14 protein-coding genes and 1 pseudogene are annotated in these 12243 nt (G+C 62.9%); 5 read left to right on the top strand and 10 right to left on the bottom strand.

Translation table 11 applies throughout. The annotated features are described in order from the left end of the window. Positions 1–41 precede the first annotated feature (41 nt). The 3 genes from hpf to XH84_RS19705 all read left to right on the top strand — a co-directional run bounded on the left by hpf (position 42) and on the right by XH84_RS19705 (position 2588). Positions 42–659: a ribosome hibernation-promoting factor, HPF/YfiA family gene (gene hpf, locus XH84_RS19715; protein ID WP_128921168.1), complete on the top strand. Its 618-nt coding sequence runs from the start codon at positions 42–44 to the stop codon at positions 657–659. A 216-nt stretch (positions 660–875) separates the two neighbouring features. Beyond that, a complete protein-coding gene (gene ptsN, locus XH84_RS19710) occupies positions 876–1337 on the top strand; it encodes a PTS IIA-like nitrogen regulatory protein PtsN (RefSeq protein ID WP_014438750.1) in 462 nt (153 codons plus the stop codon). Positions 1338–1694: 357 nt separating this feature from the next. Further along, the gene (locus XH84_RS19705) at positions 1695–2588 is read left to right on the top strand and encodes a tetratricopeptide repeat protein (protein WP_245471772.1); all 894 of its coding nucleotides are present in this window, start codon (positions 1695–1697) and stop codon (positions 2586–2588) included. Between the two features lie 257 nt (positions 2589–2845). On the opposite strand, the pseudogene XH84_RS19700 reads toward XH84_RS19705, so the two are convergent. Then, positions 2846–2962: pseudogene (locus XH84_RS19700) on the bottom strand (DUF1150 family protein); the annotation flags it as partial. A 117-nt stretch (positions 2963–3079) separates the two neighbouring features. Further along, positions 3080–3475 (bottom strand): hypothetical protein, encoded by a 396-nt coding sequence (locus tag XH84_RS19695; protein WP_128921170.1) that lies wholly within the window; start codon positions 3473–3475, stop codon positions 3080–3082. A 261-nt stretch (positions 3476–3736) separates the two neighbouring features. Between XH84_RS19695 and XH84_RS41900 the strand changes: the two genes are divergently transcribed. Both XH84_RS41900 and XH84_RS41895 read left to right on the top strand, forming a co-directional pair. Beyond that, positions 3737–4084, top strand: a complete 348-nt coding sequence (locus tag XH84_RS41900; RefSeq protein ID WP_430641927.1) for a TetR/AcrR family transcriptional regulator — start codon at positions 3737–3739, stop codon at positions 4082–4084. Further along, a complete protein-coding gene (locus XH84_RS41895) occupies positions 4060–4374 on the top strand; it encodes a hypothetical protein (RefSeq protein ID WP_128921172.1) in 315 nt (104 codons plus the stop codon). The genes XH84_RS41900 and XH84_RS41895 overlap by 25 nt, the downstream gene beginning before the upstream one ends. A 302-nt stretch (positions 4375–4676) precedes the next feature. Here the strand turns inward: XH84_RS41895 and XH84_RS19680 are convergent, their stop codons facing one another. The 8 genes from XH84_RS19680 to XH84_RS19645 all read right to left on the bottom strand — a co-directional run bounded on the left by XH84_RS19680 (position 4677) and on the right by XH84_RS19645 (position 12132). Further along, positions 4677–4949: a BQ00720 family protein gene (locus tag XH84_RS19680; RefSeq protein WP_011083553.1), complete on the bottom strand. Its 273-nt coding sequence runs from the start codon at positions 4947–4949 to the stop codon at positions 4677–4679. A gap of 50 nt (positions 4950–4999) precedes the next feature. Next, entirely contained in the window at positions 5000–5425 is a 426-nt protein-coding gene (locus tag XH84_RS19675; protein WP_011083554.1) for an Hsp20 family protein, read from the bottom strand. A gap of 285 nt (positions 5426–5710) precedes the next feature. Continuing rightward, positions 5711–6799 (bottom strand): sn-glycerol-3-phosphate import ATP-binding protein UgpC, encoded by a 1089-nt coding sequence (locus tag XH84_RS19670; protein WP_128921173.1) that lies wholly within the window; start codon positions 6797–6799, stop codon positions 5711–5713. Positions 6800–6812: 13 nt separating this feature from the next. After that, positions 6813–7661, bottom strand: coding sequence for a sn-glycerol-3-phosphate ABC transporter permease UgpE (ugpE, locus tag XH84_RS19665; RefSeq protein ID WP_128921174.1), 849 nt, complete (start codon positions 7659–7661; stop codon positions 6813–6815). Beyond that, positions 7661–8542 (bottom strand): sn-glycerol-3-phosphate ABC transporter permease UgpA, encoded by an 882-nt coding sequence (ugpA, locus tag XH84_RS19660; RefSeq protein ID WP_128921175.1) that lies wholly within the window; start codon positions 8540–8542, stop codon positions 7661–7663. Before ugpA ends, ugpE begins: the two co-directional genes overlap by 1 nt. A gap of 49 nt (positions 8543–8591) precedes the next feature. Then, positions 8592–9908, bottom strand: coding sequence for a sn-glycerol-3-phosphate ABC transporter substrate-binding protein UgpB (gene ugpB / locus XH84_RS19655; protein WP_128921176.1), 1317 nt, complete (start codon positions 9906–9908; stop codon positions 8592–8594). A gap of 394 nt (positions 9909–10302) precedes the next feature. Beyond that, positions 10303–11523, bottom strand: coding sequence for a CaiB/BaiF CoA transferase family protein (locus XH84_RS19650; protein WP_128921177.1), 1221 nt, complete (start codon positions 11521–11523; stop codon positions 10303–10305). Positions 11524–11706: 183 nt separating this feature from the next. Then, positions 11707–12132 (bottom strand): organic hydroperoxide resistance protein, encoded by a 426-nt coding sequence (locus XH84_RS19645; protein WP_128921178.1) that lies wholly within the window; start codon positions 12130–12132, stop codon positions 11707–11709. Positions 12133–12243 lie beyond the last annotated feature (111 nt).

Below are 12243 nucleotides of genomic sequence, written 5' to 3'. Positions count from 1 at the left end.
TGACGTCGTCGCAGCTGAGGAGCAAACCAAGCGAGGCATCCATGACTCTTCGGATTTCGGGCAAGAGCATCAGCGTCGGGGAGGCCCTGCGCGGCCGCGTTGCCGACCGCACCGACGAGGTGCTGCGCAAGTATTTCGACGGCAATTATTCCGGCCACATCACGCTCAGCAAGGACGGCTTCGGCTTCCGTACCGATTGCGCCCTGCACCTCGATTCGGGGATCACGCTGGAGGCCGATTCGAACGCGCCTGATGCCTATGCCAGCGCCGACCAGGCGCTGCTGATGATCGAGAAGCGGCTGCGCCGCTACAAGAACCGGCTCAAGGACCGCTCCGCCCGCAAGGCTCATGTCGCCTCCGAGGCCATGGCTGCGCTCGATGCGACGGCTTACGTGCTGGAGGCGCCCGGAGAGGGCGAAGAGGATGTCACCGGCTACAGCCCCGTGATCATCGCAGAGCAAACCACCTCGTTGAAGCCGCTCTCGGTTAGCGAGGCGGTCATGGAACTCGACCTCAGCGGAGCACCTTGCCTGGTATTCCAGCATGGCTCGTCGGGTCGGGTGAATATCATTTACCGCCGGGCGGACGGCAACGTCGGCTGGATCGATCCGCCGGGGGCCAAATCGAATAGCAAGGCCGACGGCAAGGCTGAGGGTTAGGCCAAGGCAAGGTCCGTACAATCCCGGGCCTTAACAATGACCGGGGCAAAGCCGCACGCGGGAGTTGGCACCGGGATTGCGTTGGAGTAGAAGCCCCCCACATCAGGATCGGGGCTAAGTCCGCCTCCTGCTTCAAGTTATTGACGCCGGCTCAGCTTGGTCTATCAAGCTGGCCAAATCGGAACCTGACGGTTTAATTCACCTCGGAAAGCCTCCATGCCGATTACCGATCTGGTCGCACCCGAGGCGATTCTCCCGGCATTGAAGGTCAACAGCAAGAAGCAGGCCTTGCAGGAGCTCGCGGCCAGGGCCGCCGAGCTGACCGGGCAGAACGAGCGCTCCGTGTTCGAGGTGCTGCTGCAGCGCGAGAAGCTCGGCACCACCGCGGTCGGCTACGGCGTTGCCATTCCGCACGGCAAGCTGCCCAAGCTCGAAAAGATTTTTGGCCTGTTTGCACGGCTCGATCGCCCGATCGATTTCGAGGCGATGGACGGCCAGCCGGTCGATCTCGTCTTCCTGCTGCTCGCCCCCGAAGGCGCCGGCGCCGACCACCTCAAGGCCCTTGCTCGCATCGCCCGCCTCCTGCGCGACCAGGACATCGCCAAAAAACTCCGCGCCTCGCGCGACGCCCAGGCGATCTATTCGGTGCTGGCCCTGCCGCCGGCGACCGCAGCGTAAGCCTCCCGCCTCTCTCGAACCCGCGCCGCGCCGCCTGCGACTTATGTCGTAGCCGGGCGCTGTCGATCGTATTCCGCGCGCGTCCGGATCGGTTGCGCCTCGCGCAACCTGCGGGATTCGGTGCAGGATTCGTGAGACATGATTTGCGCTTCCGTCGGCCGGGCGTTCGGCCTGCTTTGCTCCGTCACCATCGCCGTCACGGTCGTGGCCCGCGCTGACGAGGCGTCGAACGACCGCGTCATTGCGGAGAAGACCGAGATCCTTGCGGTCGACCCGGCAAATGCGGTCGCTTACGAGCTGCGTGGGGAAGCCTGGTATCTCAAGCATGACTGGAACCGTGCCTTCGAGGATTGCAGTATGGCGATCAGGATCGATCCGAATTTCGGGCGGGCCTATCACTGCCGCGGGCGCGCATATTCTGCCAAGGGCGATCGCGATCACGCCATGGCCGACTACAACGAGGCCATTCGTCTCGATCCTGCTTACGGACCGTCCTACACCTCGCGCGCCGAGGAATATTTCAACAAGCGTGATTTCGATCTCGCGATCGCGGGCTTCACCGAGTCGATCGAACGCAGCCCCAAGCAGGCTTACCGTGCGTTGGTCATGAGAGGAGAGGCGTACGCGGCGAAGGGCGACGCCGATCGAGCCGTCGCCGATTACGGCGAGGCGATGCAGCGCAATCCAGCCGCAGCCTGGCCCTACGAGCTGCGGAGCACCATTCGTCTCAACAAGGGTGACCTCGATGCGGCGCTGGATGACTGCGATAGCGCCGTCCGTCTGGAGCCCGGAAATGCCGGCGGCCACTATTGCCGGGCCATGGTGTTCCTGAAAAAAGACGATTCCGACCGCACCATCCGCGAACTGGATGATGTCATCAGGATCATGCCGTCTTTCGAGAGAGCCTATGTCGTTCGCGCCGTGGTCCTGCACAGGAAGGGCGACGACAAACGTGCCCTTGCAGATTTAGACGAAGCTATTCGACTAAAGCCGGCGAATTTGGAGGCCTACCACAGTCGTGCGGGTGTGTTCCGAGACCTGGGACGGCACGATCGTGCACTCGCCGACTACAACGAGGCGATCCGGCTCGATCCCAAAAGCCAGCTCGCCCTGGCCAATCGCGGCCTCCTCTACATGATGATGTCAGATCCAAAGCATGCGCGCGCGGATTTCAGCCGCGTGCTCGCGCTGCCGCCGAGCGACAAATGGGCCGCGGACACCGCGCGCGAAGGGCTTGGTTTTCTGAAGTGAACAAGAGTGGGGCGCGTGTTTTCCGCTCTCATGTCCCGGACAAGCAGCAACGCGTAAGCGTTGCTGTGCAGAGCCGGGACCCAGTGCCACACGGATTGTCGTCAGCCGCATGGGCCCCGGCTCTGCAGCGCACCGCTGAAGTGGTGCTGCGCTGCGTCCGGGGCACGCGAGCGCAGAGTTCGCGTTGACGATGCCGAGACACCATCGCCCAAAATGAAAAGGGCACGCCTTCGCACGAAGGCATGCCCGTCAAAACTCTATTCGTGCGACGCGTGCGCTCGGTGCACGCTCACCGTCTGCAGCTCGTTGCTCCAGGCATTGGCGATAGCGGCTTCCCGGCTGTCGGTCAGCATGATCGGCGTGCCGTCGACCGCGAACGCGCTCTCCCGACCTTCTGTGGCGATGGAACGGCAAGGGCTCCGGTTTGTCGAATATCCCAACGCATGCGAATTGGGATGCTCGCCGCGACAAGACCAGCGTTGATGTCGTTGCTAAGTCGAGATCGCTTGCCGTTCCGTCCGATCTGGCCACGTCGCCAACATCCTGCCCGCACGAACGTAGCTGCCAAGAAACAGTGCTGATAGCGCAAGTTGCAGGACAAACGTCGGCACGACGGAAGCAAAGGGCAGGAATTCCGCACGGATGGCGGCGATCTCGCTCGCTGCGAGGCCGGCGATGACGGGAAACACGGTGAGTACCAAGACAAATCGTCGTTCCAGGGGGGCGCGATCTGCCCATACTAGGAGCGCGGTCCAGCCCAACATGAGAGATGCTGCCGATCCCATGGCGTAGCGATAGTCGGCGCCGGGCGTGAAATTGGAAAGACCGTAGACCATGCTCCCGAGGCTTGGAAACAACATGGCTATTGCAGCAAGAGCATCGGTCACCGCCCCGATCCAATAGCTGACCCTCAACAATAGAATAGTGCGACGCATCCCTTCCCCCGTATTGTTTTCCCGAGCAATTCACTGACGAGCTTGGCCACCCTGAAGCATCCGTACCCGCTTGATATGACACGGAGACGGCCTCTAGACCTGTGAGGAGACCTGAACACGATATGTCATGTCCCTCTGCATATCCGGTGGCGCCTCAGCTTGATCTCAATCAATACGCTCGAAAGCAGTCGTGCGCTCTCATGTGAAGAACACATGGCCCAGGGAATGTTCGTTTTCAGACACAATGGCATCTGTTGTCCAGGAAAGGAGGCACCTTTGGCTTCTCCGAACCCAAAGCTCGTCGATCGCCGCGTGCAGCGTACGCGACGAGCGCTCCGGGATGCATTCCATACGCTGATGGCAGAGCGCGGGTGGGACGACGTCAGTATCCAGAGCATCTGCGAGCGCGCGAATATCGGTCGCTCGACTTTTTACCTGCATTACGACAGCAAGGAGCAATTGCTGGAAGGCGGATTGGACGACCTTCGTCAGGCGCTGCGCTGCAGGCCAGCTTGGACAAGCGAGGGCGCCCCGATGTGCTGCCGTTCCTGCGCGGACTGATCGAGCACGCTCACGAGCAACGCAAGCTGCTTCGAGCGCTCGTCGGTCGGCGCAGCGGTCAAAAGATGCGCTTCAAGGATATGGTGCTTGGACTCGTCCGAGAGGATCTGGACCGGCTTGCGGCGAGCTGGCGGCGAGATGCCGCAGCGCATTGTCTCACGGGTGCGTTGGTTGAACTGCTGGCTTGGCTCGCGGAGAAGAGGCACCCAGTTCGCATTGATGAAGTTGAGCTTCAATTCCGTCGATCGATCCGGCCGGTGATCGCCGGACTGGAGAAAGCCGGTCGCTAGAACCGATCGTCTATCTCCCGCGTTGAACGAGAGTGGGGCGCGTGTTTTCAGCTCTCGTGTCCCGGACAAAGCAGCAACGCGTAAGCGTTGCTGCGCAGAGCCGGGACCCCAGTGCCACACGGATTGTCATCAGCCGCATGGGCCCCGGCTCTGCAGCGCACCGCTGAAGTAGTGCTGCGCTGCGTCCGGGGCACGCGAGCGCAGAGTTCGCGTTGACGATGCCGAGACATCAAAATGAAAACGGGCACGCCCTCCTGCGAAGGCATGCCCGCCAAAACTCTATTCATGCGACGTGCGCGTGCTCAGTGCACGCTGACGGCCTGCAGCTCGTTGCTCCAGGCGTTGGCGACCGCGGCTTCGCGGCTGTCAGTCAGCATGATCGGCGTGCCGTCGGCGGCGTGGAGCGCGAAGAGCTTGAGGCCCGGCGCGATTTTCGGCGCTTCGGGAAACAGGCCCGGCACGTCCTCCGAGCGGATCTGCTTCACATAGGCGATATGGCCTTCGCCGAGGGTTGCCAGCGTCTCGGGCGAGACGTTCTTGGCTTCGTATTCGAACGCAACGTGACCTTCACTCATGGTCTCGACTCCTCTGGAACACTAAGCGGTCGAGTCCGCTACTCGTTCCATTATTCGTGCTCATTGATAGCGATTGTCTTAACGATCCTCTCCGGTTCAGGCCGGGCCAGATCGATCGACAACAGCCCGTTCTTCAGATCCGCACCCAGCACCAGCATCCCCTCCGCCAGCACGAAGGTGCGCTGGAAGTGGCGCGCGGCGATGCCGCGATGGATGTATTGCCGGGTCTTGTCGTCCTGCTGACGTCCGCGGATCACGAGCTGGTTTTCCTCAATGGTTACATCGAGTTGGTCGCGCGTAAATCCGGCGACCGCCAGCGTGATGCGCAAGCGCTCGGGCTGGCCGTCCGATCGGTCGCACCTCTCGATATTGTAGGGAGGGTAGCCGTCGGCGCCTTTGACGACGCGATCGAGCACGCGCTCAATCTCGTCGAAGCCCAGAAGGAACGGACTGGATAACGTGGGAACACGAGACATAGTTTACAAAGTCCTCGCAGAAGCGACTTTGGTGCATCAGGGCCCGCACGCGGCACCCCTTGCTCAGCAATATGGGCATGTTCCCGTGTGGGTTCAAGCAGGTAGCCAAGAGGCTGTGGATGCGCGATTCAGCCGCAGCGCAGTCACTCACCGCACCAGATGGTCCCGGATCGTCATGGCCGACATGATCAAAACGCGGTGCGATTTATCCCAATGAAAACAAGCCCCTTCTACTGTGCATGGGGTTGTTTTCGCGCTTTGTGTTGTCAGGCCCTTCGGAACCGCTCAGGCTTCCAGGCGCTTGCGCCCGTCGCCGCTGAACAAATGCAGCTTGTTGCGCAAAGCCGCGACGCGGATCTTCTGGCCGATGGCGGGGGCCTCGGTTCCGGGAATGCGGACGATGATCTCGCCGGGCGGCAGTTCGCCGGGGGTTGCGGCGACACGCTCGCCTTCCTGCTCGCGGCAGCCATAGACGAAAGTTTCCGCGCCGACGCGCTCGATCGCTTCCACGGTCAACGGCAACGCGACGCCGCTGGCGGGGGTCTGGTCGGTGATGACGAAATCTTCCGGGCGGATGCCGAGAATGCCGGCGTCGGCAGCGTTGCTGCCGGCGAGCTGCGAGCGGATCTCCTCAGGCCGCGTCGACATCAGATTCATCGGCGGGGCGCCGATGAAGGAGGCGACGAAGGTGGTCGCGGGCTTCTCGTAGATCGCAAGGGGATTGCCGACCTGCTCGACCTGGCCGCCGTTCATCACGACAAGAATGTCGGCGAGCGTCATCGCCTCGAGCTGGTCGTGGGTGACGTAGATCGAGGTCGTGTTGAGCCGGCGCTGCAATTTGCGGATCTCGACCCGCATCGCGATGCGCAGCTTGGCGTCGAGGTTGGAGAGCGGCTCGTCGAACAGGAACACCTTCGGCTGGCGCACGATGGCGCGGCCCATGGCGACGCGCTGGCGCTGGCCGCCGGAGAGCTGGCGCGGCTTGCGCTCCAGCATCGGCGACAGCTCGAGCACGCGCGCGGCTTCCTCGACGCGGGTCTTGATCTCGGTCTCCGCCATGCCGCGGTTGCGCAGGCCGTAGGCCATGTTGTTGTAGACGCTCATATGCGGATAGAGCGCGTAGTTCTGGAACACCATCGCGATGTCGCGATCGGCGGGCTCGATCTGGTTGACGACACGACCGCCGATGTCGATCTCGCCGCCGGTAACGGTCTCGAGGCCTGCGACCATGCGCAGCAAGGTCGACTTGCCGCAGCCGGAGGGGCCGACCAGCACGCAGAACTGTCCGTCGCCGACATCGACATTGACGCCCTTGATGGCCTCGAAGCCGCCGGGATAGGTCTTGCGGACGTTGCGCAGGGTGACGTTAGCCATGAAAACTCGCTTCTTACTTTTCCGTCTCGACCAGTCCGCGCACGAACAATTTCTGCATCACGACGACGACGAACACCGGCGGCAGCATCGCGAGTACGGCGGTCGCCATCACGATCGGCCATTCGGTCAGGGCATCGGTGGTGGTGATCATCTTGCGGATGCCGACCTGGATGGTCTGCATGTCGTCGCGGGTGGTGATCAGCAGCGGCCAGAGATATTGATTCCAGCCGAGGATGAACAGGATCACGAACAGCGCCGCCATGTTGGTGCGCGACAGTGGCAGCAGCGTATCCCAGAAGAAGCGCAAGGGACCGGCGCCGTCGATGCGCGAGGCTTCTAGCAATTCATCCGGCACGGTCATGAAGAACTGGCGGAACAGCAGCGTTGCCGTGGCGGAGGCGATCAGCGGCAGCGAGAGGCCGGCATAGCTGTCGAGCATGTGCAGGTCGGCGACGATCTTGTAGGTCGGATAGATGCGGACCTCGACCGGCAGCATCAGGGTGATGAAGATGAGCCAGAAGATCGGCATCCGGAACGGAAAGCGGAAATACACGATCGCATAGGCCGAGATGATCGAGATCGCGATCTTGCCGACCGCGATCGCCAGCGCCATCACCAGCGAGTTCAGCATCATGTTGCCGACGGGCTCGCGGGTCGAGCCGCTCGTGCCGACGAAGATGGTCTGGTAGTAGACCTCGAAGAAGTGGCCGCCCGGCAGCAGCGACATCTGCCCGTTCGCGATCAGCGCGTTGTCCTGGGTCGAAGCGACGATCGCGATGTAGACCGGGAAGGCGACGATCGCGATCCCGATCCAGAGGATGACGTGGGCGACGTAGCGCCGGAAGCCTTCTTCCTCGACCATCAGTAGGTCACCTTGCGTTCGACGAAGCGGAACTGGATTCCGGTGAGCACGATGACCATGATCATCAGGACCACCGATTGCGCCGCCGAGCTGCCGAGATTGCCGCCGAGCAGGCCGTCGGAATAGACCTTGTAGACCAGCGTGACGGTCGACGTGCCGGGTCCGCCGCGGGTCATGGTGTCGATGATGCCGAAGGTGTCGAAGAAGGCGTAGACGATGTTGACGACCAGCAGGAAGAAGATGGTCGGCGACAGCAGCGGGAAGGTCACGGTCCAGAACCGCCGCATCGGGCGGGCGCCGTCGATCGCGGCAGCCTCGAGCACGCTTCGCGGGATGCTTTGCAGGCCGGCGAGGAAGAACAGGAAATTGTAGGAGATCTGCTTCCAGGCGGCGGCGAGGATGATCAGCGCAGCGGCCTGGTCGCCGTCGAGCATCGGATTCCAGTCGATGCCGAGGGTGCGCAAGTATCGCGAGAGCACACCCAGCGAGGGATGCAGCATGAAGATCCAGAGCACGCCGACGACCGGCGGTGCCACCGCATAGGGCCAGATCAGCAGGGTGCGGTAGAGCATGACACCGCGCAGCGGCTTGTCCGCCATCACGGCGAGCAGCAGGGCAAAGGACAGCGACGAGACCGCGATGGCGAACGAAAAGAAGAAAGTGCGGAGGATCGCCTCGAAATAAGCGGGATCCCTGAACAGCTCGACGTAATTGTCGAACCAGACGAAGGTGGTCGACAGACCAAAGGCGTCCTGAAGCAGGAAGGACTGGATCACGGCCTGCAGGGCCGGCCAGTAGAAGAAAATCAGGACGATCGCGAGTTGCGGCGCAACCAACGCATACGGCAACAGCTTCGATTGGAAAATGGCTTGCTTTTGCATGATGCCCGCAGGAGCGGCAGGCCGGCTTGCCGGCCTGCCGTCCGTCACCTTACTTGACGGCGGTCTTTTCGAACTGGCGCAGCATGGTGTTGCCGCGCTCGACGGCCGCGTCCAGCGCCTGCTTGGCGGTCTTCTTGCCGGCGAGCGCCTGCTCGATCTCTTCCGACCAGACGTCACGGAGCTGGACCATGTTGCCGAGGCGGAGGCCGCGCGAATTCTCGGTCGGCTCCTTGTTGGTCAGCTCGAGCAGCGGGGTCTCGAGATAGGGCTGATCCTTGTAGAAGCCCTCAGCCTTGGCCTTCTCGTAAGCCGCCTTGGTGATCGGCAGATAGCCCGAGGCCTTGTGGATGTAGACTTGGCGATCGGTGTCCGAGAGGAAGCTCAGGAACTTGGCCACGCCCTTGTAGTCGTCGGCCGCCTTGCCGCCCATCACCCAGAGCGAAGCACCGCCGATGATCGAGTTCTGCGGCGCGCCCTTCGCGTCCGGATAATACGGCATCGGCACTGCGGTGAAGTTGAACTTGGCCTGCGCCTTGACGTTGCCGAAGAACGCCGAGGAGGTCAGGTAGAGCGGGCATTCGCCCGAGGTGAAGCGGCCTTCGCCGGTGTTGGTGCGGCCGGCATAGTCGTAGGTCTTGTCCTTCTGGAGCTCGACCAGCTTCTCGAGGTGCTTGACCTGGAGCGGGCCGTTGAACTCGAGCACGGTGTCGAAGCCGTCGAGACCGTTGGCCTTGGTCGAGAGCGGCACGTTGTGCCAGGCAGAGAGCTGCTCGAGATTGACCCAGGTCACCCACGAGTTGGAGAAGCCGCAGGTCGCATGACCGTTGTCGTGGAGCTTCTTGGCCGCGGTGAACACGTCGGGCCAGGTCTTCGGGATCTCGACATTGGCCTTCTTTAGCTCGTCGAGGTTGACCCACATGACGGTCGACGACGAGTTGAAGGGGAAGGACAGCATCTCGCCCTTCGAGGTCGAATAGTAGCCGGTGATCGCGGGCAGATAGGCCTTGGGATCGAACTTCTCGCCGGTCTCGGCCATCAGCTTGTAGACCGGCTTCACGGCGCCGGTCGCAGCCATCATGGTGGCGGTGCCGACCTCGAACACCTGCATGATGTGCGGCGCGTTGCCGGCGCGGAACGCCGCGATGCCCGCGTTCATGGTGTCGGCGTAGTTGCCCTTGTAGGTGGGGATGACCTTGTAGTCGCTCTGCGCGGCGTTGAAGTCGTTCGCGAGCTTGACGATGACGTCGTTGTTGGCGCCGGTCATCGCGTGCCACCACTGGATTTCAGTCACGGCCAGAGCCGGCGAGGCGCTCATGCCGACCGTGATTGCAAATGCGGCAGCCGCGCCAAAGTGTCGAAGAGTCATCAAGAAAACCTCCCTTGCCCGTCACTAAAGAAGCGCTTGCGCTAGCAGCGCCATATGACGTTCACATGACTGTGTAAGCGGCCGAAACGAAAGCGGCAAGCGCTGGAAAAGGGAAGCTGTCAAATAGGCGAAGACGAAGCGGGCAGCCTCCTCCGTTCGCGGTGCACTATCGTGCCCGCGCCGCAGTGCGGCATTACTTATGTGAGCTGACGATCAAGCCGCGGGCCCCAAACCTCTCCCGCGTGCGTGCGGGAGAGGGCGGCGCGAAGCGCCGGGTGAGGGCTCTTTCCTCTTGGGGACTGTCCCATTGCGGAGACACCCTCTCCCCAACCCTCTCCCGCAAGCAAGCGGGAGAGGGCGCGCACCTGCGCCGCCGCTTGATCTCTGTCCTAGCTTAGCGCTTGCGCTCGGGGCCGCAGACCGTGCCCTTTTCGACCATCGCGTCGATCTCGGCCTTGGAGTAACCGAACTCGCCCAGCACCTCGGCCGCGTGCTGGCTGAATTTCGGCGGCAGCCGGCGCAGGCTCGGCTTGCTGCGGTCGAGCCGGATCGGCGAGGCCACGCCCTTGTACCAGTCCTTCTCGATAATATCGCCGCGCGCGATCGTGTGCGGGTTGGTCAGCGCCTGGTCGATCTTCTGCACGGGCCCTGCGGGCAGGCCCGCGGCAAGCAGGCGATTGCACAGCGGCTCGGCTTCGTGCTGGCTGAACACGGCGGCGAGTTCGGCGCGCAGCGCCTCGCGGTTGGCGATGCGGTCCTTGTTGCGAGCAAAGCGCGGATCGGTGCCGAGCTCCGGCTTGCCGATCTCCTTGGCGAGCTTGCGGAAGGTGCCGTCATTGCCGACGCCGATGAAGATGTTGTCGGTTTTCGTCGGGAAGATCGCGTAAGGCACGAGGTTCGGGTGCTCGTTGCCGGTGAGCGAGGGCGGCTTGCCATGCATGAAATAGTTCGCGGTGTGCGGATGCATGATGGCAAGGCCGGTCTCGTACAGCGTCGTCTCGAGGAATTGGCCCTGGCCCGAGCGCTGCCGCTCCGACAGTGCCATCAGGATTCCGATCGCCGCGTAAAGTCCGGTGGTGATGTCGACCAGCGGCACGCCGATCCGCATCGGCCCGCTCTCGGGCGAGCCGGTCGCGGCGATCATGCCGGTCATGGCTTGGATGATGGCGTCATAGCCGGGATTGCCGCCGCGCGGACCGTCGGCACCGAAGCCGCAGATCCGGCAATGCACGAGGTGCGGAAATTTCTTGCGCAAGGTCTCGTTGCCGATGCCCCATTTCTCCAGCGTGCCCGGCTTGAAATTCTCGATCAGGACGTCGGCCGTCTCCAGCATCTTGAGCAGCACGACGCGGCCGCCCTCGGAGGCGAGGTCGAGGCCGATCGAGCGTTTGTTGCGGTTGATGCCGACGAAATAGGCCGCGTCCTCCTCGTGGAACGGAGGACCCCATTCGCGCACCTCATCGCCTGCAGGCGGCTCGACCTTGATCACGTCGGCGCCATGGTCGGCGAGGATCTGGGTGCAGTAGGGACCGCCGAGCACGCGCGTGAGATCGATGACGCGCAGTCCGCTCATTGCGCCCGTGGCAGCTCCAGAACTGACGGCTTCAGAACTCATGCCTTCGCTTCCCTGTGTCGACGTTTGGTCACAGGCCTAGCGAGGTTTGCAGGGAGCAGCAATGGCTCCCGGCGTAGGGCCGCATGCGCCCGCCATGCGTCAATCCCGCGGCGTGGCAAATGCGGATTCTAGCGGAAGCGGCCGGCCCGAGGGGGATCCCGGGCCAGCCAATCCGCCGTTCGATCAGACGACCGTCAGGCGAACGTCGACATTGCCGCGCGTGGCGTTGGAATAGGGGCACACCTGGTGGGCCTTCGCGACCAGCGCTTCGGCCTCGGCGCGGGCGACGCCCGGCAGCGAGACCGCGAGGTCGACATCGAGACCGAAGCCGCCCTCGGAGCGCGGGCCGATGCCGACGGTCGAGGTGACGGAGGCGTCCGCTGGAACCTTCGGCCCGCCCTGCGAGGCCACGAACTTCATCGCGCCGATGAAGCAGGCGGCATAGCCGGCCGCGAACAGCTGCTCGGGATTGTTGCCGGCGCCGCCGCCACCGCCGAGCTCCTTCGGCGTGGTGAGCTTGACGTCGAGCGCGCCGTCGAGGGTCGCAGCATGGCCGTCGCGGCCGCCGGTGGCCTTGGCGCTGGTCTTGTAGAGCACGTTCACTGACATTGTCGTCTCCCTGGGGGGTTCGATGGGTGCAATCTTTATTGCAGGCAATTAGATTGTACGCAATTGAAATTGCGAAGCCTCACATTTAATTGTTCGCAATTGAATGTGCCG

The organism is Bradyrhizobium nanningense, from assembly GCF_004114535.1.
Taxonomy (GTDB): Bacteria; Pseudomonadota; Alphaproteobacteria; order Rhizobiales; family Xanthobacteraceae; genus Bradyrhizobium; species Bradyrhizobium nanningense.
The sequence above is the reverse complement of the archived record's forward strand: the minus strand, read 5'-3'. Positions and strand labels throughout refer to the sequence as shown.

Coding starts and splice junctions, on each gene's coding strand:
- XH84_RS19675 (WP_011083554.1), bottom strand. CDS start 5,425: ATGTCTCGTGTTCCCACGTTATCCAGTCCGTTCCTTCTGGGCTTCGAC.
- ptsN (WP_014438750.1), top strand. CDS start 876: ATGCCGATTACCGATCTGGTCGCACCCGAGGCGATTCTCCCGGCATTG.
- XH84_RS41900 (WP_430641927.1), top strand. CDS start 3,737: ATGGCCCAGGGAATGTTCGTTTTCAGACACAATGGCATCTGTTGTCCA.
- XH84_RS19650 (WP_128921177.1), bottom strand. CDS start 11,523: ATGAGTTCTGAAGCCGTCAGTTCTGGAGCTGCCACGGGCGCAATGAGC.
- XH84_RS19670 (WP_128921173.1), bottom strand. CDS start 6,799: ATGGCTAACGTCACCCTGCGCAACGTCCGCAAGACCTATCCCGGCGGC.
- hpf (WP_128921168.1), top strand. CDS start 42: ATGACTCTTCGGATTTCGGGCAAGAGCATCAGCGTCGGGGAGGCCCTG.
- ugpB (WP_128921176.1), bottom strand. CDS start 9,908: ATGACTCTTCGACACTTTGGCGCGGCTGCCGCATTTGCAATCACGGTC.
- ugpE (WP_128921174.1), bottom strand. CDS start 7,661: ATGGTCGAGGAAGAAGGCTTCCGGCGCTACGTCGCCCACGTCATCCTC.
- XH84_RS19705 (WP_245471772.1), top strand. CDS start 1,695: ATGGCGATCAGGATCGATCCGAATTTCGGGCGGGCCTATCACTGCCGC.
- ugpA (WP_128921175.1), bottom strand. CDS start 8,542: ATGCAAAAGCAAGCCATTTTCCAATCGAAGCTGTTGCCGTATGCGTTG.
- XH84_RS19680 (WP_011083553.1), bottom strand. CDS start 4,949: ATGAGTGAAGGTCACGTTGCGTTCGAATACGAAGCCAAGAACGTCTCG.
- XH84_RS19645 (WP_128921178.1), bottom strand. CDS start 12,132: ATGTCAGTGAACGTGCTCTACAAGACCAGCGCCAAGGCCACCGGCGGC.